Raw genomic sequence first — 23126 nt, 5'->3', positions numbered from 1 at the left:
ACCCTATTCAAGTATAAAATTCACATAGATATCACTTTATGTATGACTCAATCTCCCGAACAGTTCTCATTCTTGTTATTTATCATACGATAGTCGAATCTTTCCTGCAATCCAATAGTGCTTATTTCGAAGCTTTTTCTGCAAAAACTTGTATTTTACCATTAAAAAAAGCCCTTGCCAAGTTGGTAAGGGCCGTAAGTAGATCATTTAAAGACTTTCCAGCTTATACAGTTACCCAGTTCAAACGTTTAATTTCATCGTAGAATTCATCAAATTGTTTGAAGTCCATTTGCTGTGCAGAATCCGATAAAGCAACGGAAGGATCCGGATGCACTTCTGCCATAACACCGTCAGCACCAATTGCAAGAGCCGCTTTAGCCGTAGGAAGCAAGAGATCACGACGTCCAGTTGAATGCGTTACATCAACCATGACCGGTAAATGAGTTTCTTGTTTTAAAATCGGTACAGCAGAGATATCAAGTGTATTTCTTGTTGCTTTTTCGTAAGTACGGATACCACGTTCACAAAGGATGATGTTGCCATTGCCCTGCGACATGATGTATTCCGCTGCATGAATGAACTCTTCAATCGTTGCAGCCAATCCACGTTTTAAAAGAACTGGTTTATTTACGGCACCTGCCGCTTTTAGCAAGTCGAAGTTTTGCATGTTGCGCGCTCCGATTTGGATGACATCGATATGATCGATGGCCGCTTCGATATCGTTGGCACTCACGATTTCACTGATGACAGCCAAGCCGTATTCATCTGCAACGCGTTTAAGTATTTGTAAACCTTCCAAACCAAGCCCTTGGAAGTCATATGGAGATGTACGTGGCTTAAATGCACCGCCGCGCATCAATTTCAAACCTTTAGCTTTAATGACTTCCGCCACCGCAGCTGTCTGTTCATAAGATTCAACGGCACATGGTCCGAAAACGAAGCTAGGAATCCCGTTACCGACCAATTCACCCTTAATGTCGATGATCGTGTCTTCAGCCTTTTGTTTTCTTGATACAAGAAGCGTTTTCTTCTGATCATCTTTTTGTAGCTCCAAGCCCAATTTAAAGATTTCTTTGAAAATATGTTTAATCGAACCAAGATCAAGCGGTCCTTGATTATTGGCTTCGATAAGATCCAGCATTGTTCTTTCACGGACCGGATCGTAACGGTTTACACCTTGTTTTTCTTTAACGCGACCAATTTCCTGTACAAGTTCAGCACGTTGATTAATAAGATGTAATAACTGAAGGTTCACATCATCCAGTTGATTACGAAGTCCATCAAGCTCTTTGTTGCTCATTACAAATCCATCCCTTCGTTTTTTAAAATAGAAATCGGTTCAGCGGACTCAAACTAAAAAAATCCCATCTGGATCCTCGAACATCCACCCCGATTGTTTTATCAATGAAAAATTTAGAATATTTCATGTATAATAAAATCAATTATAAATGAAGTGTCCATAAATGTCACTATATTTTTCTTTAATAATTAAACGCTTTTAAGCATTAAAGTTATAAATGCATAAATGCAGGTGTTACACATACGAGAAAAACGATTTGCACTGGATATCGGAACACGATCCGTTGTAGGAATTATATTGGAAATAGAACAGGAAAGCTATAATTTAATTGATATTTTATCTCAAGGGCATTGGACCATGATCGATCGTCTGCCGCTTGCCGGAGCCATCCACGAATGATTAAAGAGTTACAGCTGCCTGAACTCCTTACGTTGCTAAATGAACAGGTAATACCTTTCAAGAAAAGGTTTCCCCTGAAGACCGTTTAAAAATCCTATGGCCACCAAATGAATAATAAAAGACCGGACCCCTTACCTAAGGGATCCGGCCTCCAAATTCATTCAGTAATGGCTTTGCTCAATGAATCATATGTAATCCGCCAATGAGATTCATTCCAGACAGGTTTTCCACTTTTAAAAAGGATGGCCTGAGGTGATTGATGTGTGACATCAAATGTTTCTGCCACATAATTGGATAGTGGACGAGCTTCCTGAACGGCCAAATAGGCCGTTTTAAGTTGTTCGTTCTCTAAGATGTACCTCTCATATTGTTCAAATGCTTCAGCACTGACCGGGCATGTTACGCTATGCTTGAAAAGCAGGAATGTATCCTCATTTAGAAGCTCATTGAATTGTTCTTCTGTTTCGATTTTGCTCATGACCATAAAACAGTCTCCTTTCCTTGTCCATATAAATTTTACCATCAAAAAGGCGATGAAGCCATAGAAGCACTTCACCGCCTTATTCTTCGTCCCTTTATGCCTCTTCATCCCCATTAAAGGAATCCAAGGAATATTATTTCTTTAGATTATTCTCTGTTTCATCAAATGCCTTTTTCGCTTCATCAAGCTTTAATTTTGCCGCATTCTTGTTTCCGCTTGTAGGATCTGCAGGATTATTTTCCGAGTCATTACCGTTAGCAAAGTTCGTTTCGACGGATACGATAGGAGAATCGGAAGTTCCGGTTACATCTATATCCCTATTGCTGGAATTCGTCGTATCATCAGCCGCGTCGCCGTTTTCTTTTCCCGTTTTTAGGCTTTTCACTTTATTGACGATATTTGAAGATTTATTGGAAACGATTTCCGTGACGGAGCTTGTTTTTTCTTTTGCAGTATCAGCAAGGACTGTACCTTTTTCCATCGCCGTTTGTCTTAATCTTTCTGTTTTCTCTGAAATGTTTTTAGCTTGTTCATTGAAGTCATTCCTTAATTCCTTGCCTGTTTTCGGAGCCATGAACAAAGCTGTAGCCGCTCCGATCATCCCGCCGATCAAGGCGCCAATCATAAAGTCCTTTGAATTGATCGAGTCGCGTTCGTCCTCATATGATTTCTGATAGTCCTTTGTCGGAAATTCTTTTTGAGTCATAATACATTCCCCTTTCAATTTTCAGTTCATTTTTATTTAACTAGATTTTAAGATCTAGAACGTAAAAACCTTTTTTTAGGTAGGTTATCTGTTTCCAGTGCTTCCCTTTCTAACTCCGCCCTTTCGGTTGGGGTCGGGGCAGCCTGTTTGCTTCTGGATTTCCATTTGTCCCTGATCTCCATGGCTACATTGCTCCATTGTACAATTTGTGAGATTCGTTCTTGATTATTATCAATCTCAGCCTGCACTTTATGGGAAACCTTTTGGATGGAAGAATTAAAACTAGAGATGGATGTGCCTACATCCTTCACGGCATCCACCACCGTGTTCAGGTTTTCTGACTTATGCTGCAAATCTTCAGCCAACGTATTCGTTTTATGTAATAACTGAGTAGTTTCGAGCGTTATGCCCTGCATTTGGCTCTCTAGTCCTGTCAGCGTCCGGGCCACACTGTCCAGGGTAGTTTGAAGTGATGTCAGTACCTTTGTTAGGAAAATAACAAGTACCAAAAAAGCTATCGCTGCAACAGCAGCACTTACGTATAAAATAATCTCCATTGGAACACCTCCGTAAAAAATCGACTTATTTAATAGCTGTTAGATATTAATTACCCCTTCCCTATTATTATAAACGTATTTATTTTTTCAATATACCCTATCAAACCCTAATCTGGAAATATTGTTGTCTGCATCCAGTTCCTCCGTGAAATTCATGGGTGACACTTATGGCAGGAAATCGGGTATGATAGAAAAGATAAGTCGAATTTAAACAATGGAGGTATTTTTTATGAAAGATCCCAGAATTGGTACATTGGCCAAAAACTTAATCAATTATTCCGTGAAGCTTCAAAAAGGTGAAAGAATCTTGATCGAAAACTTTGGATTGCAGCGTGAACTTGTTAACGCACTTGTGAATGAAGCCTATGCAGCAGGTGGTTACCCATTCGTCCTGTTAAAGGATCACCAAGTGGATCGTGCCTTGCTGATGGGTGCCAAAGAAGAACAGTACAAGATGATGGGTGAGTTTGAAGCAAACGTAATGAACCAGATGGATGCTTATATCGGGCTTCGTGCCGGGGATAATATCAATGAACAATCCGATGTCCCTTCAGAAAAGATGGCGATTCATGGACAGACAGTCGGTAAAGTACATAGAAATATCCGCGTGCCAAAAACAAAATGGGTCGTACTTCGCTACCCGACAAATTCCATGGCCCAATTAGCCAAAATGAGCACAGAGGCATTCGAAGACTTTTATTTCGAAGTCTGCAACCTCGACTATGGCAAAATGAGCGCAGCAATGGACAACCTTGTTGAATGGATGGATAGAACGGATAAGGTCCGCTTAACTGGGCCCGGTACGGACCTAACCTTCTCCATCAAAGACATTAAAGCCATCAAATGTGCGGGTGAGCTGAACATTCCTGACGGTGAAGTATATACGGCTCCAGTTAAAGATTCCATCAATGGAGTGATTTCGTATAATACTCCGTCCCCTTATCAGGGTTTTACTTTTGAAAACGTGAAGTTAACATTCAAGGATGGAAAAATCGTTGAAGCGGTTGCGAATGATACGGAACGCATCAACAAAATTTTTGATACTGATGAAGGCGCACGATATGTCGGTGAATTTGCAATTGGTGTAAATCCTTATATTCTACACCCGATGCAAGATATCCTCTTTGATGAAAAAATTGATGGAAGTTTTCATTTCACTCCCGGACAATGCTATGATGATGCCTTTAACGGAAACCATTCAGACATTCACTGGGACCTGGTCAATATTCAGCGACCTGAATATGGCGGCGGGGAAATCCATTTTGATGACGTCTTGATACGTAAGGACGGACGCTTCGTTTTACCGGAACTGGAAAATTTAAATCCAGAAAATTTAAAATAACATAAAAACCAATAAAAAAACGACCGATCCGCTACTAACGGATGGTCGTTTTTTTATTTTACCTGCAGTGAATGCTCATAGGCTGCTTGGAACTTTTGAATGTCCCCCGCACCCATGAATAACACGACACTGTTTTGATGATTTTGCAATATTGATGTTGTGTTCTCCGTAATCAGCTCGGCACCGGGAATCTTATCTTGAAGGTCTTCAATCGATAACTTCCCTTGATGTTCACGAGCAGATCCAAAAATTTCACATAAGTATACTTTGTCAGCCAAATTCAAGCTGTCGGCGAATTCATCCAGGAATGCCTGCGTTCTCGAGAAAGTATGTGGCTGGAATACCGCAACAACTTCACGCTCTGGATATTTCTGACGCGCCGAGTCAACAGTTGCAGAGATCTCGGTCGGATGGTGTGCATAATCATCAATGATGATCTGACTTCCGATTTCCTTTTCGGAGAACCGGCGTTTAACTCCGCCAAAAGTCCGCAATTGGGCTTTCACAGCTTCCGTATCCAAGTTTTCATATTTACAAAGTGCAATGACACCTAGTGCATTCAACACATTATGCTTTCCAAAAGTAGGAATAGTGAATGTATCATAGTAATTGTTCCTTACATGCACATCAAAAGTCGTGCCATCCGGAGTGACGGAAACATTTTTCGCCTGAAAATCATTTCCTTCTGCAAATCCGTAAAAAATAACCGGTACTTTCGCCTGAATATGTGGTAAATGCTCATCATCCCCGCACGCAATGATGCCTTTGTTGACTTGAAGGGCCATCGTTTGGAAAGCCTCGAACACGTCTTCGACATTGGCGTAATAATCAGGATGATCAAAATCGATATTCGTCATGATTGCATAATCCGGATAATAGGAAAGGAAATGACGGCGATATTCACATGCTTCGAATACGAAGTAATCAGAATTCACGATTCCTTTACCCGTTCCATCCCCAATCAAGAAGGATGTCGGTTTAGCGCCCCCCATTACATGGGCAAGTAAGCCGGTCGTCGATGTTTTACCATGCGCTCCCGTAACGGCCACACTGATGAAGTTTTTCATGAAATCACCTAGGAAACGGTGATAACGGATAATCGGCAAATCAAGTTCTTTTGCCTTTACGATTTCCGGATGACTATCCGGAAACGCATTTCCTGCAATGATGGTCATTCCAGGTTGAATATTTTCCTCGTTGAAAGAAAGGATTTTAATCCCGGCTTTTTCTAATGCCAATTGTGTAAAAAATTCTTTTTCGTAATCGGAACCCTGCACTTCTATATTCATATCATGCAGTATTTGTGCAAGAGCACTCATACCCGACCCTTTAATTCCCACAAAATGGTAAGCAGTCATAAAGCGAACCTCCACCAATCGTCTACCTGTATGACAGTATATGACGTCATCTTTTATTTGTTTTTCCATTACGAGACTTGTTAGTAACGCAATTTCTTCATAGGTTTTTCAAGCTTTTATTTTAATCATTCATCAACAAAAAACTATTATATCACTTTTTTAATCATTCATCCATGTCAGGCAGATGCCAATTTATCAAATCATTGGCTTTTCCCTCAATTAAGGTGATAAAAAAGGGTTTTCACCCTTTCACATTATATACAATTTCCTTTTATTAGGTTCTCTTAATTAACATGTAAAAATTCCAGTTCTTCTTCCGTAATCAATACATCCCTGGGCCTTGATCCCCTGGATTCGGAAACGACTCCCTGTTGCTCCATCATTTCTATTAGACGCGATGCACGGTTATAACCGACACGGAAGCGCCTTTGGACACTCGATGCAGATGCAGCCTGCTGGCTTACGACAAATTCACAGGCCTCGAAAAACAGTTCATCCGCTTCTTCCGTGACCTGGGCCCTGTTTAGCAAGTCTTCCTGTTCAAACAGGTATTTCGGCTGCTGCTCCAATTTAACATGGTTGACTACTTGATCGATTTCTTCATCACTCACAAAAGTCCCTTGCAGACGCACCGTTTTTGAAGAGCCGTTTTCAGCGAATAACATATCTCCTCTTCCCAATAATTTTTCTGCACCGCCGCTATCGATGATAGTACGGGAGTCGACCTGTGAAGAAACCGAAAAAGCGATCCTTGTCGGGATATTTGCCTTGATCAATCCAGTTATGACATCGACTGAAGGTCTTTGAGTGGCTACAATCAAATGAATGCCGCAGGCCCGGGCCTTTTGAGCAATCCGGCAAATCGCTTCCTCTACATCAGCCGGGGACATCATCATTAGATCCGCAAGCTCATCGATGATCACCAGGATATAAGGCAGCTTGCTTGAATATTGACCGGCTTTTTCCGCTTGGTCATTGAAGCGGGTGATATCACGTACACCGGCATGTACAAACAATTCATAACGCCGTTCCATCTCCTCTACAGCCCATTTCAACGCAGCCGTAGCGGCTTTTACATCGGTTATCACTGGACTGACCAAATGCGGGATCCGGTTATATGGGGCGAGCTCGACCATTTTCGGATCGATCAACAGTAATTTCAACTCCTGCGGCGTCGCTTTATACAGCAAGCTGACCAGCATGGTGTTGATACAGACACTTTTCCCCGATCCCGTTTGCCCGGCTATCAATCCATGCGGCATTTTTCTCAAATCCGTGATAATCGGCTGACCGGATATATCGAGTCCTAAAGCCACAGCAAGCGGTGATTCATGCTCTTGAAACTCAGTACTTTCCAAAACCTCACGCAAAAATACCGGTTTGCTTTTCCTGTTCGGGATCTCGATGCCAATTGTATGTTTACCCGGAATAGGCGCTTCCATCCGCATATCCTGAGCAGCAAGGCTTAATTTGATGTCATCCATCAGGTTCGTCACTTTATTCACCTTCACTCCCGGCTCCGGATGCACCTCGAAACGAGTTACTGCAGGACCTTGAGTGACATTGACGACCTTTGCACGGACATTGAAATTCTTCAATGTCTCATCAAGTAATAAAGTCTGTTCCTCGAGCCACTCATCATCATGCACAGCATAAGTGGGAGGTGTCAGCAATTCGATATTCGGAAACACATAGTATGGATTATCATCCGCTTCCACGGAGCCAAAAACTGCCGGGGTATCGCCCTGGCCACTTTCGGCTGCTGCCTCTGTATAAACTGCTTCTTGATACCCATTTCCAGAAATGGGGGATTCCTGTTCCAAGGGCGGCTTAGGGTTGGAACCATTATTGGATTCAACTGTATTTTCAGGCACGGCGGCGGTTTCGGAACTAACCTTAGTGTCCAAAAAGGTAGGTGTAATGGCCGGAGTCTCCTCTTTCGGCATAACTCTTCCTTCCTCCGGTTTCCGTTCAGGAATGGCGGATGGTTTCGCTTGTCCTGCCTCCGTTTCAGCAGCATCATTCATTGGGCGCTTATCAGGTGAAACTACTGCCCTTTCCGAATTAAGGCTTTTTTTTTCCGGCATCATTTTATTCATGAAGGCATTTTTTTCACGATCTTGCTTAAGCATCATCACATTAAATGGGATATGTTTTTTCGGACGTTTAGGCTGCACTTCAGGTATTGCCTCAGATGGATCACTTTCAGGCAGTATCCCTTGACTAACGGGTGGTTGATTTGATTGTACAGCAACCTCCCCAGGATCCGATATAGCTTCAGGCGATGTGTCGTCCGCCCGTTCCATGATGGATACAGCGACTTCACGTCCAAAATCGACTTGGTCCTGTTCAATAGCCTCTTTTTCTACCGCAGGCTCGCTTACTGCTTCTTCTGGCAGTGACTCAATGGGATTCCTACGAAAGAAAGCGGGTATCTCAGAATCTTCCCTTTTTTTTTCCGCTTGTTCCGGTATAAGAACGGAGGGTTCTATCGTCATTTCCGCATTTGACACTTCTTTTGTGATTTCAGGGATCGATACCGGAATCTCGATATCGGGTTCTTCTTTTTTAAGGATGGGCAATTTACTTTCTAATTCATATTCGACAATTTCTTCAGAAGGGACTATTTTTTTTTCCGGACGACGGAACCCATAAATGGGTGAAGGGATTTCCGTTGGGCGGAATGGAGTCTTTGACGGGACTATTTTTGAGGTTTCCTCCCCGTCGAAGCTTCTCCGTTTTGGTTCAGGATCCCTTACAGCCCTTCTCGTCGTTTCTTTGGTCACATTCTTCCCCTGTTTGGGTTCGTTGTCTTCCCTGTTTCTTTCCCTAGGCTTTCTTTTATTCTGCTCCCGGTCTGGAATGAGCGGAAACTTGAACTGTCCTTTTGGATATTGAAACAGGATTTTCGTATCCGGGTCTGGCGTCTGGGACATTTTTTCCACTTTTTGATTGTAAACCTTTATTTCTTCTTCCTTTGACTTCGAAAGCTTCGAAAAATCCATTTTCCTTAATGTCTCTTCATCAAGCGGTTCATCTATAATAATTTCTTCGATTTCAATAATTTCCTCTGCTTGGAACCATTTTTTCATCTTATTTAGCCATTTCAAAACTATCACTCTTTCTACATCTGTAGTTATGTAACTAATTCTACCAGTTATTTTAAAAATATCGAGAAAATTTAAGCTAAATTGTGATTAGTATCTATTTTTTTATAGCATTCTTACTAACCTAACGTATTTCGCAGAACTCCTACCCTATTAAACCCCTTCTGGAATGGTTTTAAACCTATCCATTGCGAAATAACATTAGCCCCTAGTCTACTATTTCAATAAAACACCGCTGTTAAATCGCGTTTACAAAGAGATTAAGTTTTCATGCAGCCTTGGAAGCAGACGGGCCAATTCATTGCATCATCCTTCATGAAACCTCCGGCGGCATCCAAATACCTGCCGCAACCCACAAAACACCGTTCGTTAATACCGAACGGTGTTTTGTGGGTTTCTTGCGTTTTTTTTTGAAAACAAAGACACATGGGACTATTCCCATTCAAAAAAACTGCATACAACCTGTGCCACTGATTTGGAAGCGATCAAAAGGGCATCTTCATCAATATCGAATTTAGGATGGTGATTGAAATATACCTTCTCCGCCCCTTTCGGTTTACAGCCAATGTAAAAGAAGCAGCCAGGAATCTTTTCTGCATAATACGAAAAATCTTCTGAACCTGAGAAAACCGGAAATTCCACGACCTTCTTAATATCTTTGTCATTCATGCTTTCCAGGCTATTTTTCACGAATCCAGTCAGTTCAGGTTCATTATATAACGGAGGATAATCGGGCACATATGTTAGTTCGCACTGAACATCAAATTCCGTTTCTATCCCTTTGACGATCCGGTGGATTTCCTTATCGATCAGCTGTTGGGTCTCTGCTGTCATATAACGGACATCCCCTTCAATTTCTATACGATCTTTAATGACATTAAAGCTTCCTTTTCCATCGAAGGAGCCGATTGTGACTACACCCATCTCAAAAGGGTTCAAGCGACGGCTGATTACGGTTTGTACGGCTGTCACGAAATGGGCGCCTGCCACAATGGCATCATTAGCCAGATGCGGGGAGGAACCATGTCCGCCTACACCCTTTATCGCTAACTTGAAATAGGTCCGTCCAGCCATCGAATAGCCGCCGCGATAACCGACAACCCCAGCTGGATGCGACGGAAATAAATGGATTCCAAAAACAGCATCCAGATCATCCAAAAACCCTGATTCCATTATGCTTTTTGCTCCCCCTGGGGGTGTTTCTTCTGCATGTTGATGGATTATTTTGATCGTACCTGATAGGGAATCTTTCAGCTCGTTGATGCAGTCTGCCAGAACCAATAAATAAGCGGTATGCCCATCGTGTCCGCAGGCATGCATGACACCTTCATTTTTTGAACGGAACGGAACCTCCGCTTCTTCTGTAATCGGCAATGCATCGAAATCCGCACGGAGACCTATCGTTTTCCCTGGTTTTCCGCCTTTGATCGTTACGATGATCCCTAATCCATTTCCTACATTCGTTTGTATCGACACATCTTTCCCCTTATAAAAATCAATGATATATTGTGCCGTTTTCTCTTCTTTGAAGGATAGTTCCGGATTCTCGTGTAAATGACGGCGGATTTGAACCATTTCCCCTTTACGGGCTTCCAGCATGTTCATTAATTTGCTTTTCACATTCACGATTATTCTCCCCCTTATTTCAAGTTGATTAGCCTATTAGTAAGTTCCATGTTCGCTGCAAATCTTCTGTATGCAAAAAGCCAAATAAAAAAGGACAGAGAAGGGTTGCTTACTGCTCCCCTTCTCTGTCCTTTTCACCTGAGAGTTTAGCTCCATTTTTGGTCATGGAGATTCCCCCTTTGGCGGCACACTGCTTCCCTGCGCGCTCTCCAGAGTAGCGTCCAGCTGCGGTTCCATTTACCTGAGAGATTTGCTTCATGGGATATTTTTGGAACTTGCTCCTTCGGTGGCTCACTGCTTTGCACTCTCCCACAACGTTCATCCGCTTGTTCATTTGTTTTATTCTATATTTTCAAAATATTGCAATTATATTATCATCGATTAAAAAATAAATATCAACTCTCAAGAGTTATAAACTCTATTGAACTTTAAAAGGACCGCTGTCAGATGCTGACACGGTCCTTTTAAAGTTTAATAGATTATTGTTCACGCTTTTTGTTTTTACCCATAATGAAGATGGGCTCCAACTCATTTTCTTCGTAAAGGAATGATAGAGCCGTTATCGGAACATGACCGCTGGCAAAGAAGCTCATCGCCATTTGCGCAAGAATATCATAGCCCGTATCATTCTTCACATCGGCAATGATGATGACATCCTGATGGGGAATGGCCACAGCCATGGTTCCCTCGATCTTGTCCTTCATTTCCCGAAGCCATGATTCATTTAGTATCCTGCTGGCATCATATCCATCATTCGTGTTCAAAAAATAAAATGCATTACCTGCAACGATATCCGACTTCATTTCAGTGGAGAGGGAACGGGCATTGAAAAGGGCAATTTCACGGATCCTGTCACCCTGCCAATTTTCCCGTTGAATCATCTTTTCATCTATAAGACGGTAGGTTTTCCCTAAATCAAGGGCATAAAAAATCCGGGTTTCAGCCGTATGCTCATCGAATAAAAATGGATTTCCTTCTTCCGATTCCATTGGAAAGGAGGTCGAGCGGATGACTGGGAAAATGAATTTCTCCTTGCCTTCCATACTGTGTTCTTCCCCCATCACATTCAGGGCCTCTTCCACGTAATAGGTGATTTCATCGATGGCCTTTTCCTGTACGTTCTCATAGTTAGCAAGTACAGGAGGCAGCTCGATGGTGATCCCCTTCCCAGTCTTCACATTTTCCACGCGTAACGTATCTTGCTTGCTATCGAATTTGAATGTGCGTTTCTCATCTTTTAAACGTTCCTTCAAGATATTTTTCAGCTTTGTGCTGTCCATTTTCATGATTGACCCTCCTCTTCATTGAAAAATCCCCAGCGAGAAGGGGAAATTGATTATAGTGATTGTATGAATTCCTCAATTTGTTCTTGTGTTTTGCGATCCTTACTCACGAACCTGCCTAGCTCTTTGCCATTATCATAAGCGATGAAACTTGGTATTCCGAATACATCATTAGCTGCACACACATCGATGAATTCATCACGGTCCACATAAATGAATGTGAAGTCTGGAAATTTCATTTCAATCTCCGGCATTATCGGTTCGATTACACGGCAATCTCCACACCATGTTGCTGAAAAAAGAAAAATATGTTTGCCCTCATTTTTCAATGCATCATATTGCTCAATGGTTTGTAACTTTTCCATTTGAATATTCCTCCTGCTCTAAATGACACCTTAGTTTTTATAATCCCATCATACCAGACTCACCGCGAATCAACCATTAATACGGATCGGTTGAAAGGCAGGGGGGACATCTTATTTCTGGGGCACGGATGAAACGATTTCCATCATTTGTTTCGCATCGGTTTTTAATTGGTCTTTATCCGTTTCGGTGGTCAGCTTCACCCCGCCGATCCCCACTGCAAGCTCATACTTTTCTTTCGGTATCTCTTTGATCGAGATAAAGCCGAATTTATCATCAGTTTGAAAGGAATGCATCACTACATATTGATCCTGTTGTTCCTTTATCGCCAAATATAACACGGAGCTATCTTCTTTTTCATTTGGATTGACAAATAATATATAAATCTTATCACCTTTTTGTAAAATTAAATTATTATCATGTTCTTCCACTACTTTAAAATCCTTTGACAGATAGACCTGAATTAGCCCTGCCTCTTGATTGGGCTGTTTTTCATCGTCACGAAAAGCCACTTCAGCAGCCTTCATTGCCTTTTCTGTTTGTCTCTCGATACCTGAGCAGCCCACGACCAAACTGCTTATCAACAGGAAAACAAGAAAATTCTTATTCGATAAAGCCATCGTCATTCCTCCAGCCGTCTCTTTTACTCCTTACGGATAATATTATCCTTATTTATGGAATTCATCCATTTTCTAAAAAACATGGTACAATGAAAGCAATTTTAATACCGAGGAGGAAAACAATGAAATTAACCGTGTATCTTGCTGGGGAGATCCATTCAAATTGGAGAAGTGAGTTGAGAGAGAAGTCCGCTGCACTGAAGCTTCCTTTAGAATTTGTCGGCCCGATGGAAAATCATGAACGCTCCGATAATATCGGTGAAGATATCCTCGGGGAACAGCCGAATCCTATCCTGAAGGATGCGGCCGCTTCCCAAATCAATAATTTACGGACAGGCCTTTTGATGAAAAAAGCTGATATTGTCGTCGCTCTGTTTGGTGAAAAATATAAACAGTGGAATACTGCCATGGACGCAAGCACCGCCGTTTCCCTGGGTAAACCACTTATTTTGATTCGTCCCGAATCCCATCACCATGCCTTAAAGGAATTATCGGAAAAGGCGAGTGTCACGGTAGAATCCGTGAACCAAGCCATGAAGGTGCTTTCTTATATTTTTGAAGAAGGGCTGTAAATCTCCCTGCCCTTAACTGTCCAGCTCAAGTATATGAAGGACTGATCATTTATAAAGAAACGAATAAAAAGCTTGCAGGGGGAAATTAGATGCCTAACCTCCCCTGTAAGCGAAAAACGAATAATTTTTATGATTAATCCTTATCCCTTTTTAATGGGAATCCAAATTTCGGAGTAATAGTCAGGGTTTGAAGCGTCGTCATTCGCGTATACTTCCAATTCTGGAGTTCCGGCATGTTCATAACCGCTTGTAGGGAACCATTCGGAAAAAATTTGCTTCCAAGCTTGTTGGATGGCTTCAGGCATAGGTCCGTGAACTTCGAATACAACCCACTTGGAAGCCGGTATCGTAAGGGTTGAAAACTCTTCAGGCACTTTCCCTGCATACTCTGCACCTATCCAATAATCCATCGTTTCATTTTTTTCCACAGCCCGCTTATCGACACATACACCAATCAAGCCATCTATTTGGCCATTGTTCAACTTCGCTAACCTATCTCCCGTTCCATCCGAATTCACTTTCTCCCATAACTTTGGAATCCCAATCAAATTCTCTTCATTAACCAAGGAAAACTCTTGCTTGATTCCAATCAATTGAAAGGAATCCCTTTCAAGGATATTGTATTTCATCGGTTTTTCCCCTTTCAGAATCACCTGTATCACCAGGCGTTCATAGAATTTCAGCTTCCCCATATACTTTCGGGCTTCGCTTGGAGATACCCCATGCTGCCTTCGAAAAGCTTTTGAGAATGCCTCGGGGGTGTCATAGCCATACTTGTAGGCTAAATCAATGACCTTGCCATTTGTGGATGAAATCTCCTGGGCCGCTAAGGTCAGTCTTCGACGCCGGATATATTCACCAATGGTAATATCCGTTAAAATGGTGAATGTCCTTTGAAAATGAAAAGCTGAGGCATTCGCCTGCCTGGAAATACTCTCGATCGTCAGGTCCTCCAATAAGTGCTCCTCGATATATTCGATGGCCTTTTGGATTGATTCAACCCACCCCATTTCGCTCACCCCTTGTCACCATACTAGCAAGCCAGCTAAATAAAATCCTGTCTGATTCTGCTCTGTTTTGGCAGTGTTCGTTTCCATCATTCGAAACCCGCCTTTCCATGACAGTGATTCAAAAATCCTGCTTTTTCATTTTCAGCTTATACTCGTGTTGACCGGCAAGCATCCTCATGATATGAAGGAACATTTCGCCCCTAGTGATTCGCTCATTTGTAAATACGCCGATCGCTCCTTCCTTTTTGCTAATATTCTCTTGCCTTGTGAAGGCGTCCATCACCGGGCCCAACTCTTCGCCGTCCAGCAGCTTCTCAGCAACAATTCCCGGAACTGGGATTCTCGCTCCGGCAGCTACAAAGACCTCACCGTCCCCCGTGGCCATTGCACCCCAATTACACAGAAACAGGGCTTGTCCCATTTTCACGACACCGCCTTCAAGTCCGATACCCATTTCGGCATCACTGTGAATCAAGCAATTCCGGGCACGTGTCATTGCCCCCTCCATCGTTTCCTCATCTGAAAAAGGCTGTTCCGGGACCCCGCTCTCCACGTGAAGCGAAATGATTTCTGCATCTTCATATACACCAAGCACGGCACTTACTTTCGCCGGATTCTTACTGCCTACTGCTATTTTCAATATAATTACCTTCCTTCTATGTAAAAAAAGCTGATGGAAAAGGATTCATGACAGCATCCCTTTCCATTCAGCTTCCTCCTCAACCTTTTTTTATCAAGGTCTCGAATGTCGTTTTATCACAGGAACGAACCAATTTCCCAATCAGTTCACGTGCAGCGGCATAATCATCAATATGAATCATGGATGCATGTGTATGAATATAGCGGGAACAAATGCCAATCACCCCGCTTGGAATGCCTTCGTTTGCAATATGGACCTGCCCTGCATCCGTGCCGCCTTGGGAAACGAAATATTGATACGGAATCTCATTCGACTCGGCCGTATCAAGGATGAATTCCCTCATTCCGCGATGCGTAACCATCGAACGATCAAAAATGCGGAGCAGTGCCCCTTTTCCTAACTGGCCAAATTCACTTTTACTGCCGGACATATCGTTCGCCGGACTTGCATCCAAAGCGAAGAAAAGATCCGGTTTGATCATATGAGCTGCAGTTTGCGCACCCCGTAATCCCACTTCCTCCTGGACGGTTGCCCCGGAATATAAGATATTCGGTAACGTTTCACCTTTTAAATCTTTTAACAATTCAATCGCAAGTCCGCAGCCGTAACGATTATCCCACGCTTTTGCGAGGATTTTCTTCTCATTGGCCATCGGGGTGAATGGACAAATCGGTACAATCTGCTGACCAGGCTTAATACCGATTCTCTTCACATCTTCCTTATCATCCGCTCCGATATCAATCAGCATATTTTTAATTTCCATTGGTTTTGAGCGTTGGGATTCATCAAGCAAATGGGGCGGAATCGAACCGATGACACCAATGACCGGACCGTTGTCTGTTATGATCTCGACTCTTTGGGCCAAAAGCACTTGACTCCACCAGCCTCCTAGGGTCTGAAAGCGAATCATTCCATTTTCCGTTACGGAGGTGACCATGAATCCCACCTCATCCATGTGCCCGGCAACTAGTACAGTCGGCCCATCCTCATTGCCTCTTTTTACGCCAAATATTCCACCAAGGCGATCTTGGACGATTTCATCCGAATACTTTTCCAGCTCACTCTTCATGAAACTCCGAACTGCATGTTCATTTCCCGAGGCTCCCGGTAATTCCGTCAATGTTTTAAAAAGCTCCAAAGTCTCATGATTCATTTTTCTACCCCTAACCTATGTATTGTTTCTTACTATTTTACAGAACTTAGCATCGTGTTACACTAGAAACTTCTAATTTATCAGTTAATGGGTAAAATTTCAAATTATTAGTCAAATAAAGCGTTCTTCTGTATACTAGAAGAAGTGATTTTAAAAAATGCAATGGAGGAGAAATCAATGAATTGGAAAACGTTTTTACTAGGTACCGCAGCCGGGTTTGCTGCTGGCTATGCGACTAAACAACTATTGGATCAATCAAGTAAACCTTCTCCCGATAAAGTCTTGGCTCAAGTAAAGGAAACAGTCAAAAAGGATGGAAATATATATGGCTCATGGATCTTGATGAAGCCGGAGAACTATACAAAAAATGATTTGGACTATGAAGTGTACAAAGGCGGGATCACCAGAAACACAGAGGGTAAACGCGAGCAATTCGAATTTGTTGCAGATGCCTCAACAGGGACGATATTGGAGCTTAATGCGCAAAATAATTGAAACACAAAAGGAGGGCCGTCAAAATGACGTCCTCCTTTTGCTTTCCCTCTTACCGCTTCCGTTTCAATTCGGCTATTATCTCCTTACCCGTTACATCCCATTTGATGGCACAGTATTGGGCATCATGGTAAAAGCTGTACCAGGACCCATTTTCCAGTCCTGATTTCATCCATTTTTCCTTCGCCTCGATGGAAGTCATGGGATAATCGTCATAAGCGAGGACCCAGAGGACATTCGCATGCGCGTGCGTCGGCATGATATCTGCCATGTGAATCAATCTATCCCCGCCATCCTCAATGATGATGATCGCATGTCCATCACTATGCCCCCCAGTATGGACCATTTTAATGCCGTCCGTAATTTCCTGCTCACCTTCAAAAGGACGTACAAGAGAAGCTACAGCCTCCCAGTTTTCTGCCCAATATGTACTTTTTGAACGAATATTCGGGTTTTTCATTTCTACCCATTCAGTTTGGGTCGTAATGATTTCTGCACGCTCGAAAACAGGCACCCAAGATTCACCTTCACGTTTCGTCAAACCGCAGGCATGGTCGAAATGTAGATGGGTCATTAAAATGTAATCGATATCATTTGGCTGAATCCCAAGTCTGCCAAGATCTTGGACAAGATTGGATTCCTCCGTCACCCCAAAATTCCGTTTCTGCTTGTCATTCATCTTTCCATTACCAATACCGGAATCTATTAGCATGTTCAATCCATTAGCCTGCACCAAAATCGGATCCGTACGTAACTCGATTTGGTTATTTTCGTTAACAGGATACTTCTTGGACCAAAGCGGTTTCGGTACAACACCGAACATCGCACCGCCATCCAAGTGAGTCACACCGCCATTCAACCATGTTAATTTAATTTCCCCTATTTGCATCGTTTCCATTTTACCCCTCCTCTTCCTTTAGTTTAACACCCACTTCCAGATATTGAAATTGATAACAATCAAGTCATCCTCGTGTATGAATTACACTGCCTTAAACAAAGTAAAAAACCAGATGCTGTGCACCTGGTTTCTGATCGATGATTATTGGAACATTGCTTCCAATCGGTATATCCGGTTGCCTTTACTCGAGAACTTTTCTTCATATTCAGTCATGATGTTGCCTTCAAAACTGCTGTTATGCAGATCAAGGCTTACATATTTCAAGAGCATGCCGTATTCGGAAATACTTTTCAAGGAAGACTCGAATAACCCTTGGTTATCCGTCTTGAAGTGAATCTCGCCTTTGTCTGGCAGGATGCCTTCATATACTTCGAGGAAAGTCTTATACGTTAACCGACGTTTTGCATGACGTGATTTCGGCCATGGATCAGAGAAATTCAAGTAGACGCGATCCACATCACCTTTTGCAAAATAGTCCCCTAAGTTCGCTGCGTCAACATTCAACAGCTTTAAATTTGGAACATCCGCTTCAATCAGCAAGTCCAATGCAGCTACAATGACGCTTCCATATACTTCAATTCCAATGAAATTCACATCAGGATGGGCTTTTGCCATTTCTGTGATGAAACGGCCTTTTCCCGTACCCACTTCAATATATAATGGATTATCGTTACCGAAAACTTCATGCCAATTACCTTTATGGCTCTCTGGCTGATGAATTACATATTGTGGAAAATTATTCAAACGGTCTTCAGCCCAAGGTTTATTTCTTAAACGCATGATGACACCCCTATTTATAATATAATCGTTCAAACCATAACACGAGTGTATGGATTCCTGCAAGTTGATTTTTTCAGGAAACATCCACTGAACAAATTAAAAAACTGCCGGCCATCCAGGCGACAGTCTCTGTAGTTTTCATGTATAAAACTTTCAGCAAAACACACCATAAATAAGTGAAGGGCAGGCGAGAACCACCTGGGAATCCCTTGAGTCCATATTTAAGAAAGGAGAGGTATATATGCCGCTTTCCCATGAACATCAAATGTCACTATTGAAAGATATATTGACCAACCATCAAACAGACTGCTGCGGATCCGTTTCAGAATGTGAACAGGTTGAAAGGCTCGTCAAATCCTTAATGATCAATATGGAAATGGACAGCAATGTGAAAACGATACTGACGGAGATTTACGAATACAGTCAGACAGGCATCGGTACCGCCGATTTAGATGCACATATTTCAACCCACCAGAACGACTTGTCCCAGTGGGTGGATGATATAGATCAATTCTGATCAGCCAACCATCAATAATGCTTCCAGTTTTTGCAGTAATTCATTTCTTTCCTCGTACCGCTTTCTACGATGATGCCATTGGATGGAAAGCACAAGTTGTGAAACCGTGTGCCATTTCATCCTCATCTCCAGGCCTGCGTCAAGCTTCTTGCCGTAACGGGCAAGCCATTGATTCCATTCTTCCCTTGGGACATATGAATACAGGAGTATGCCGAGGTCAATGGCCGGATCGCCAATGACCGCTCCGTCCCAATCAATCAGGAACAACCCGTCGGTTTCGGTCATGAGCCAATTATTATGGTTCACATCACAATGACAGACGACTTTTTCGTCGCATTCAATCAACAGGAGATTATTCTGTAAAAAGTCGATGGCCTGCTTGATAATCGGAATATCCGTAACATCCGAAGATAACCCGGTTTCTATGTCTGTAAGTATACTTTCAGGTCGTAAAGGGGATTTCCCAAGCCTTTTGAGCATGCTTAACAAAGGATCGGATTGATGAATTTTTTGAAGCAGCTTTGCGACTCTTATATTGTTCATTTCCTGCTGAGATAGCTCCCTGCCTTCCATCCAATGCTGGGCTGTAATTACATCCCCATTTTCCAGGCGTTTTGTCCACATTAACTTTGGAACAATGCCCTCAGCTGAAAGAACAGCTAAAAATGGCGATGAATTTCGTTTAAGGAAGAGCTTCTGCCCCTCTTTCTCGGCAATAAAGGCTTCTCCCGTAGCTCCTCCAGCAGGGGATATATCCCACTCCTGACCTAATAAATGTTCCAACTGGTTCACCTTCGATTTCCTCGCTTAATCATACAAATATGGGTACGTTCACCTAGTGTATGTATTACCACTACTTTGAGTCCATGTTTAATAAAAAATCCGCCTGCTGGCGAAGCTGCATATATACTTGCATCGGGATGATACCCGCAATTAAAAACATCCTCATTTTAGAGAAATAAAAAAATAGCTATTGAGCAATTAAACAATAGCCATAAATTAAATTTTAGTTGAAAAACGGTTTCTTCGTCAAGTACTATAAAACGATTATACGCATAAAACAAAAACAAATAAATCATTTCATATTTTTGTATGGGTCATCACCCTTGAACATGACGCGCATTTTCTCTTTCAGAACCACTGAAGCTACTTCATGCATACCAACAATTTCCCCATCAGACTGGATTTTTAGTGACAATTTTTATCATTTCACCAGAAAAAGAATCAACATTTTTAATATTTAAGTGACCGCCCAAAAAAACGGTGATGAAGACGGTCAATAATTTCAGCAAAGTAATATCATGGACCGCAATCACGTTCAACCTGCCATCATCCAGCTTCGACATCGGTGAAATTTTCATCCCACCGCCAAAGTAGGGCTGGTTCGCAATGACAATGAACCAAACCTTTTTCAAAAGATGCCGATTTCCATCAATGATCAATTCCATGCAGCTGGGCTTATAAGAAAATATCTTTTTCATAAAAATGAACAGATAAATTAATTTACCCGCTCTGACAAAATTAAACCATTTTTTTCAGAGGGGAACGGTCTGCTTCATCGGAAGTTTCGGCATCAATGCCCATTCCCAGGCTATTCACGAAATAACCCACTTTGCCATTCGTCTCGAACTGCCCAATATCAATGGCACTAAAGGCATTATCCTGAAATAAAGAAAGAGCTTCTTCCACACTCTCAGTTTTTTGAATGCCCCTTACATAATCATTGCCGGATCCAGACGCAAGGGAGCCGATGATAGCGTGAGGGAACCAATGGCGCCATTTATCATTTCATTAATCGTGTCCCCCGACACCGATCATCCGGGTATTCAGATTCGTCCCATAGAATCTCCTTCGTCAATCTTAGCGCATGCCCCTTTTCCCGTGTAAAAAACCCTTCATGGGGAACAGCTTTTGATTTTCAGTATTTCCTCGGTTTTTTTCCAAATCTTCAAACTATCTTCATTTCCAGCCGTTGGATTGACCATGAAATACACCGTTTCATTAAGGTGCGGCATGCTCATTTCCTTCTGTTTGGTTATATTCGGCTTCCCATTCAGGTCGCAGGCTGGATGTAGTTTGGCAATATTCAAGCAATGCCTGTGCCCCTTTTAGCTGCTGTGCCTTAAGAGGAGACGATATGGCCCGCATCCTTTCAAACCATTCCGGGAAGGTCCGTTTATCCAATATCGAAATATCATTAGGGGCTTCGGGATAATCGACATATCCATTCCGGGATAAAATCACCTTTTTAATCGGCATGTTCACTTCATATAGCTCAAATAACCGGGAGACGATGTTCGTCATCCGATTTGCACCCAACATAGGATTGAGCACTTTTTTATCCGGACGTTTATGATGCCTGCGGACCCAGAATCGTTCACTCGAACCGATGAAAGCAGCGTCTTCTTCCGCTTCCAGAAAAGTGATGCACCAAGCATCAACAGGGGTCAATAAAATCACTTCGACTTCAACAGGCGCATTCTTCAATAGAAAGATAGGTTTATATAATATGAGAAACGTATCCGGAAAACGCTGCAGAAAAAAGCGGAGCCTCTCATCCAAAAAGAATGATTGGTCCACAAATGACTTTTCACGAAGCGTCGAACTCCCCCATTTCATTTGAAAACGGAGCAACTGATTTAAAAAATTTTGCTTTAAATCATCCAGACTGGCTGGTCGGGACGGAAATCTTAATGAAAAAACATTAAGATCTTCAATCTGGTTCGTTATTAGCAGTTCTTCAGCCTCTTGTTTACCTGTCCGGTGGAATATGCCTTTCACCTTTTTAAACAGGCCCTTTGACTCTTCCTGAGGCGGATCAAATTTGACCTGTGTTTCACTTTCAGTATGTTCGCTATACAGCCGATCTAGCTCGCCCGCAGTATAAGCAGTTTTCAATTTATCCCATTGCTGTTTTTTCAACCGTGCAAATTGTGTTGGGTAACGATAAATATCCTGCTCATACCGTGAAACATAATCCTGCATCTTTATGAGCTGTGCCATTCGACCACCACCCATCTCTCTATTTTTGAAGGTTTATCGTGGAAATCTTCTCGTACGAAGGGGAAGCTCCAAGATGTGTTTGATATAACGCAACCTGATCTGCTTCAAAATGCTTATCCTCCAAATTCGCTATCTGGCGAACGCTCTCCAACGAAAAGGGACGATCCCCCTCGAATTTTCTTGCTAGCGTAATATGAGGCTTAAACGGCTTTTTATCAAGTTCAAAACCCGCTTCGATACAAGAATTATAGACTTTCCTTTGAATGTCAAAAAGCCTTTCCTGCCGCTTGACGCCAGCCCATAGAATCCTTGGACTCTCACTCTTGCCAAAACCGCCGATACCGCCGAGTTCCAAGCCGAATGAGGCCTCATTGGCAAGCTCGCTTTCCACAAGCCCCAAAGCATCCTCTTTCAAAGTATCGGGGGCATTGCCCAAAAATGCCATCGTAATATGATAATCGGCTGGATGCAGCCATTTCTTAAATGGAAAGTCTGGCTTTAGTTGTTCCGTTACAGCATTTAAATAAGCCTTAATGTCATCAGGCAATACTAAAGCAAAGAAAAAATGAGTATTCATGGTCACTTACATTCCTTCCTGTTTTCCCTTTAATTTTACCATAATTCCCAATGCATATACCTTTTCTTGGACTTCCTTACAAATACTCCCTCCATCAGGAATATTCCCAATCATCCATACTATGAACGAGGTCCAGGACGGATTTTTTCGGGCTGGGTCGGATTAACGAAAAATACAGCAAAAATAAAACAAAAAAGGACCAAAAATTGGTCCCACAGACTGTAGACAAACTCGATGAAAATCGAGTTTGTCTATTTTTATGGCTTGTACAATTTGGACGTTGATTTCCACTCCAGGCACTCGCTTTCCGCGGGCGGTCGGGGAGCCTCCTCGGCTTTCGCC

General features: G+C 42.4%; 26 protein-coding genes, 1 pseudogene and 1 riboswitch. Of the genes and pseudogenes, 5 read left to right on the top strand and 22 right to left on the bottom strand.

Annotation, left to right across the window (positions count from 1 at the left end; genetic code table 11):
* Positions 1-223: 223 nt before the first annotated feature.
* Positions 224-1300 carry a bifunctional 3-deoxy-7-phosphoheptulonate synthase/chorismate mutase gene (locus tag Q8G36_RS02085; RefSeq protein ID WP_034309244.1) on the bottom strand — a complete coding sequence of 359 codons (1077 nt, stop codon included), beginning with the start codon at positions 1298-1300 and terminating at the stop codon, positions 224-226.
* A 231-nt stretch (positions 1301-1531) separates the two neighbouring features.
* On the opposite strand from Q8G36_RS02085, the gene Q8G36_RS02080 reads away from it, so the two are divergent.
* Positions 1532-1699, top strand: a complete 168-nt coding sequence (locus Q8G36_RS02080) for a hypothetical protein (RefSeq protein ID WP_305158749.1) — start codon at positions 1532-1534, stop codon at positions 1697-1699.
* 157 nt (positions 1700-1856) lie between these two features.
* Here Q8G36_RS02080 and ytxJ read toward each other — a convergent pair whose 3' ends face one another.
* From ytxJ to Q8G36_RS02065, 3 genes are all read right to left on the bottom strand, one after another.
* A complete protein-coding gene (gene ytxJ / locus Q8G36_RS02075) occupies positions 1857-2183 on the bottom strand; it encodes a bacillithiol system redox-active protein YtxJ (protein WP_305158748.1) in 327 nt (108 codons plus the stop codon).
* Positions 2184-2313: 130 nt separating this feature from the next.
* Positions 2314-2886: a YtxH domain-containing protein gene (locus Q8G36_RS02070; RefSeq protein WP_305158747.1), complete on the bottom strand. Its 573-nt coding sequence runs from the start codon at positions 2884-2886 to the stop codon at positions 2314-2316.
* Between the two features lie 47 nt (positions 2887-2933).
* A complete protein-coding gene (locus Q8G36_RS02065) occupies positions 2934-3443 on the bottom strand; it encodes a DUF948 domain-containing protein (protein WP_063232677.1) in 510 nt (169 codons plus the stop codon).
* Between the two features lie 229 nt (positions 3444-3672).
* On the opposite strand from Q8G36_RS02065, the gene Q8G36_RS02060 reads away from it, so the two are divergent.
* Positions 3673-4785 (top strand): aminopeptidase, encoded by a 1113-nt coding sequence (locus Q8G36_RS02060; protein ID WP_305158746.1) that lies wholly within the window; start codon positions 3673-3675, stop codon positions 4783-4785.
* Between the two features lie 53 nt (positions 4786-4838).
* Here Q8G36_RS02060 and murC read toward each other — a convergent pair whose 3' ends face one another.
* The 7 genes from murC to Q8G36_RS02025 all read right to left on the bottom strand — a co-directional run bounded on the left by murC (position 4839) and on the right by Q8G36_RS02025 (position 13142).
* A complete protein-coding gene (gene murC, locus Q8G36_RS02055) occupies positions 4839-6143 on the bottom strand; it encodes a UDP-N-acetylmuramate--L-alanine ligase (RefSeq protein WP_305158745.1) in 1305 nt (434 codons plus the stop codon).
* A 284-nt stretch (positions 6144-6427) separates the two neighbouring features.
* Positions 6428-9253, bottom strand: coding sequence for a DNA translocase FtsK (locus tag Q8G36_RS02050; RefSeq protein ID WP_336622944.1), 2826 nt, complete (start codon positions 9251-9253; stop codon positions 6428-6430).
* Positions 9254-9682: 429 nt separating this feature from the next.
* A complete protein-coding gene (locus Q8G36_RS02045; protein WP_305159024.1) occupies positions 9683-10870 on the bottom strand; it encodes an amidohydrolase in 1188 nt (395 codons plus the stop codon).
* 115 nt (positions 10871-10985) lie between these two features.
* Entirely contained in the window at positions 10986-11135 is a 150-nt protein-coding gene (locus tag Q8G36_RS02040; RefSeq protein WP_305158744.1) for a hypothetical protein, read from the bottom strand.
* Positions 11095-11198, bottom strand: a riboswitch (glycine riboswitch). Its footprint overlaps the gene before it by 41 nt.
* A 157-nt stretch (positions 11199-11355) precedes the next feature.
* A complete protein-coding gene (locus Q8G36_RS02035) occupies positions 11356-12162 on the bottom strand; it encodes a DUF1444 domain-containing protein (RefSeq protein ID WP_305158743.1) in 807 nt (268 codons plus the stop codon).
* A gap of 50 nt (positions 12163-12212) precedes the next feature.
* Complete coding sequence (locus tag Q8G36_RS02030) at positions 12213-12524, bottom strand: thioredoxin family protein (RefSeq protein ID WP_305158742.1); 312 nt, start codon at positions 12522-12524, stop codon at positions 12213-12215.
* 111 nt (positions 12525-12635) lie between these two features.
* Positions 12636-13142 (bottom strand): hypothetical protein, encoded by a 507-nt coding sequence (locus Q8G36_RS02025; protein ID WP_305158741.1) that lies wholly within the window; start codon positions 13140-13142, stop codon positions 12636-12638.
* 122 nt (positions 13143-13264) lie between these two features.
* Here Q8G36_RS02025 and Q8G36_RS02020 point away from each other — a divergent pair, with 122 nt between their 5' ends.
* Positions 13265-13714 (top strand): YtoQ family protein, encoded by a 450-nt coding sequence (locus Q8G36_RS02020; protein WP_305158740.1) that lies wholly within the window; start codon positions 13265-13267, stop codon positions 13712-13714.
* Positions 13715-13854: 140 nt separating this feature from the next.
* Here Q8G36_RS02020 and Q8G36_RS02015 read toward each other — a convergent pair whose 3' ends face one another.
* From Q8G36_RS02015 to Q8G36_RS02005, 3 genes are all read right to left on the bottom strand, one after another.
* Positions 13855-14724 carry an AraC family transcriptional regulator gene (locus tag Q8G36_RS02015; protein WP_305158739.1) on the bottom strand — a complete coding sequence of 290 codons (870 nt, stop codon included), beginning with the start codon at positions 14722-14724 and terminating at the stop codon, positions 13855-13857.
* Positions 14725-14842: 118 nt separating this feature from the next.
* Entirely contained in the window at positions 14843-15364 is a 522-nt protein-coding gene (locus Q8G36_RS02010) for a DUF84 family protein (RefSeq protein WP_305158738.1), read from the bottom strand.
* Positions 15365-15443: 79 nt separating this feature from the next.
* Positions 15444-16517: a M42 family metallopeptidase gene (locus Q8G36_RS02005; protein ID WP_305158737.1), complete on the bottom strand. Its 1074-nt coding sequence runs from the start codon at positions 16515-16517 to the stop codon at positions 15444-15446.
* A 177-nt stretch (positions 16518-16694) separates the two neighbouring features.
* Here Q8G36_RS02005 and Q8G36_RS02000 point away from each other — a divergent pair, with 177 nt between their 5' ends.
* A complete protein-coding gene (locus Q8G36_RS02000) occupies positions 16695-17012 on the top strand; it encodes a PepSY domain-containing protein (protein ID WP_305158736.1) in 318 nt (105 codons plus the stop codon).
* 49 nt (positions 17013-17061) lie between these two features.
* Here Q8G36_RS02000 and Q8G36_RS01995 read toward each other — a convergent pair whose 3' ends face one another.
* Together Q8G36_RS01995 and trmB are read right to left on the bottom strand one after the other, a co-directional pair.
* Positions 17062-17907: a YtnP family quorum-quenching lactonase gene (locus Q8G36_RS01995; protein ID WP_305158735.1), complete on the bottom strand. Its 846-nt coding sequence runs from the start codon at positions 17905-17907 to the stop codon at positions 17062-17064.
* A gap of 141 nt (positions 17908-18048) precedes the next feature.
* Complete coding sequence (gene trmB, locus Q8G36_RS01990; protein WP_305158734.1) at positions 18049-18687, bottom strand: tRNA (guanosine(46)-N7)-methyltransferase TrmB; 639 nt, start codon at positions 18685-18687, stop codon at positions 18049-18051.
* 241 nt (positions 18688-18928) lie between these two features.
* On the opposite strand from trmB, the gene Q8G36_RS01985 reads away from it, so the two are divergent.
* Positions 18929-19204 (top strand): YtzH-like family protein, encoded by a 276-nt coding sequence (locus tag Q8G36_RS01985; protein ID WP_305158733.1) that lies wholly within the window; start codon positions 18929-18931, stop codon positions 19202-19204.
* On the opposite strand, the gene Q8G36_RS01980 is transcribed toward Q8G36_RS01985, so the two are convergent.
* The 6 genes and pseudogenes from Q8G36_RS01980 to Q8G36_RS01955 all read right to left on the bottom strand — a co-directional run.
* Positions 19205-19987, bottom strand: a complete 783-nt coding sequence (locus Q8G36_RS01980) for a phosphotransferase family protein (RefSeq protein ID WP_305158732.1) — start codon at positions 19985-19987, stop codon at positions 19205-19207.
* 392 nt (positions 19988-20379) lie between these two features.
* Positions 20380-20706: pseudogene (locus tag Q8G36_RS01975) on the bottom strand (diacylglycerol/lipid kinase family protein); the annotation flags it as partial.
* 19 nt (positions 20707-20725) lie between these two features.
* Positions 20726-20893: a hypothetical protein gene (locus Q8G36_RS01970; RefSeq protein WP_305158731.1), complete on the bottom strand. Its 168-nt coding sequence runs from the start codon at positions 20891-20893 to the stop codon at positions 20726-20728.
* Between the two features lie 312 nt (positions 20894-21205).
* Complete coding sequence (locus tag Q8G36_RS01965) at positions 21206-22207, bottom strand: NERD domain-containing protein (RefSeq protein WP_305158730.1); 1002 nt, start codon at positions 22205-22207, stop codon at positions 21206-21208.
* Between the two features lie 19 nt (positions 22208-22226).
* Positions 22227-22784, bottom strand: a complete 558-nt coding sequence (gene thpR, locus Q8G36_RS01960) for an RNA 2',3'-cyclic phosphodiesterase (RefSeq protein ID WP_305159023.1) — start codon at positions 22782-22784, stop codon at positions 22227-22229.
* Between the two features lie 162 nt (positions 22785-22946).
* On the bottom strand, positions 22947-23126 hold a 180-nt coding region (locus Q8G36_RS01955; protein WP_305158729.1), incomplete at its 5' end, for a hypothetical protein.

The organism is Peribacillus frigoritolerans, from assembly GCF_030676415.1.
Classification (GTDB): domain Bacteria; phylum Bacillota; class Bacilli; order Bacillales; family DSM-1321; genus Peribacillus; species Peribacillus frigoritolerans_A.
The sequence above is the reverse complement of the archived record's forward strand: the minus strand, read 5'-3'. Positions and strand labels throughout refer to the sequence as shown.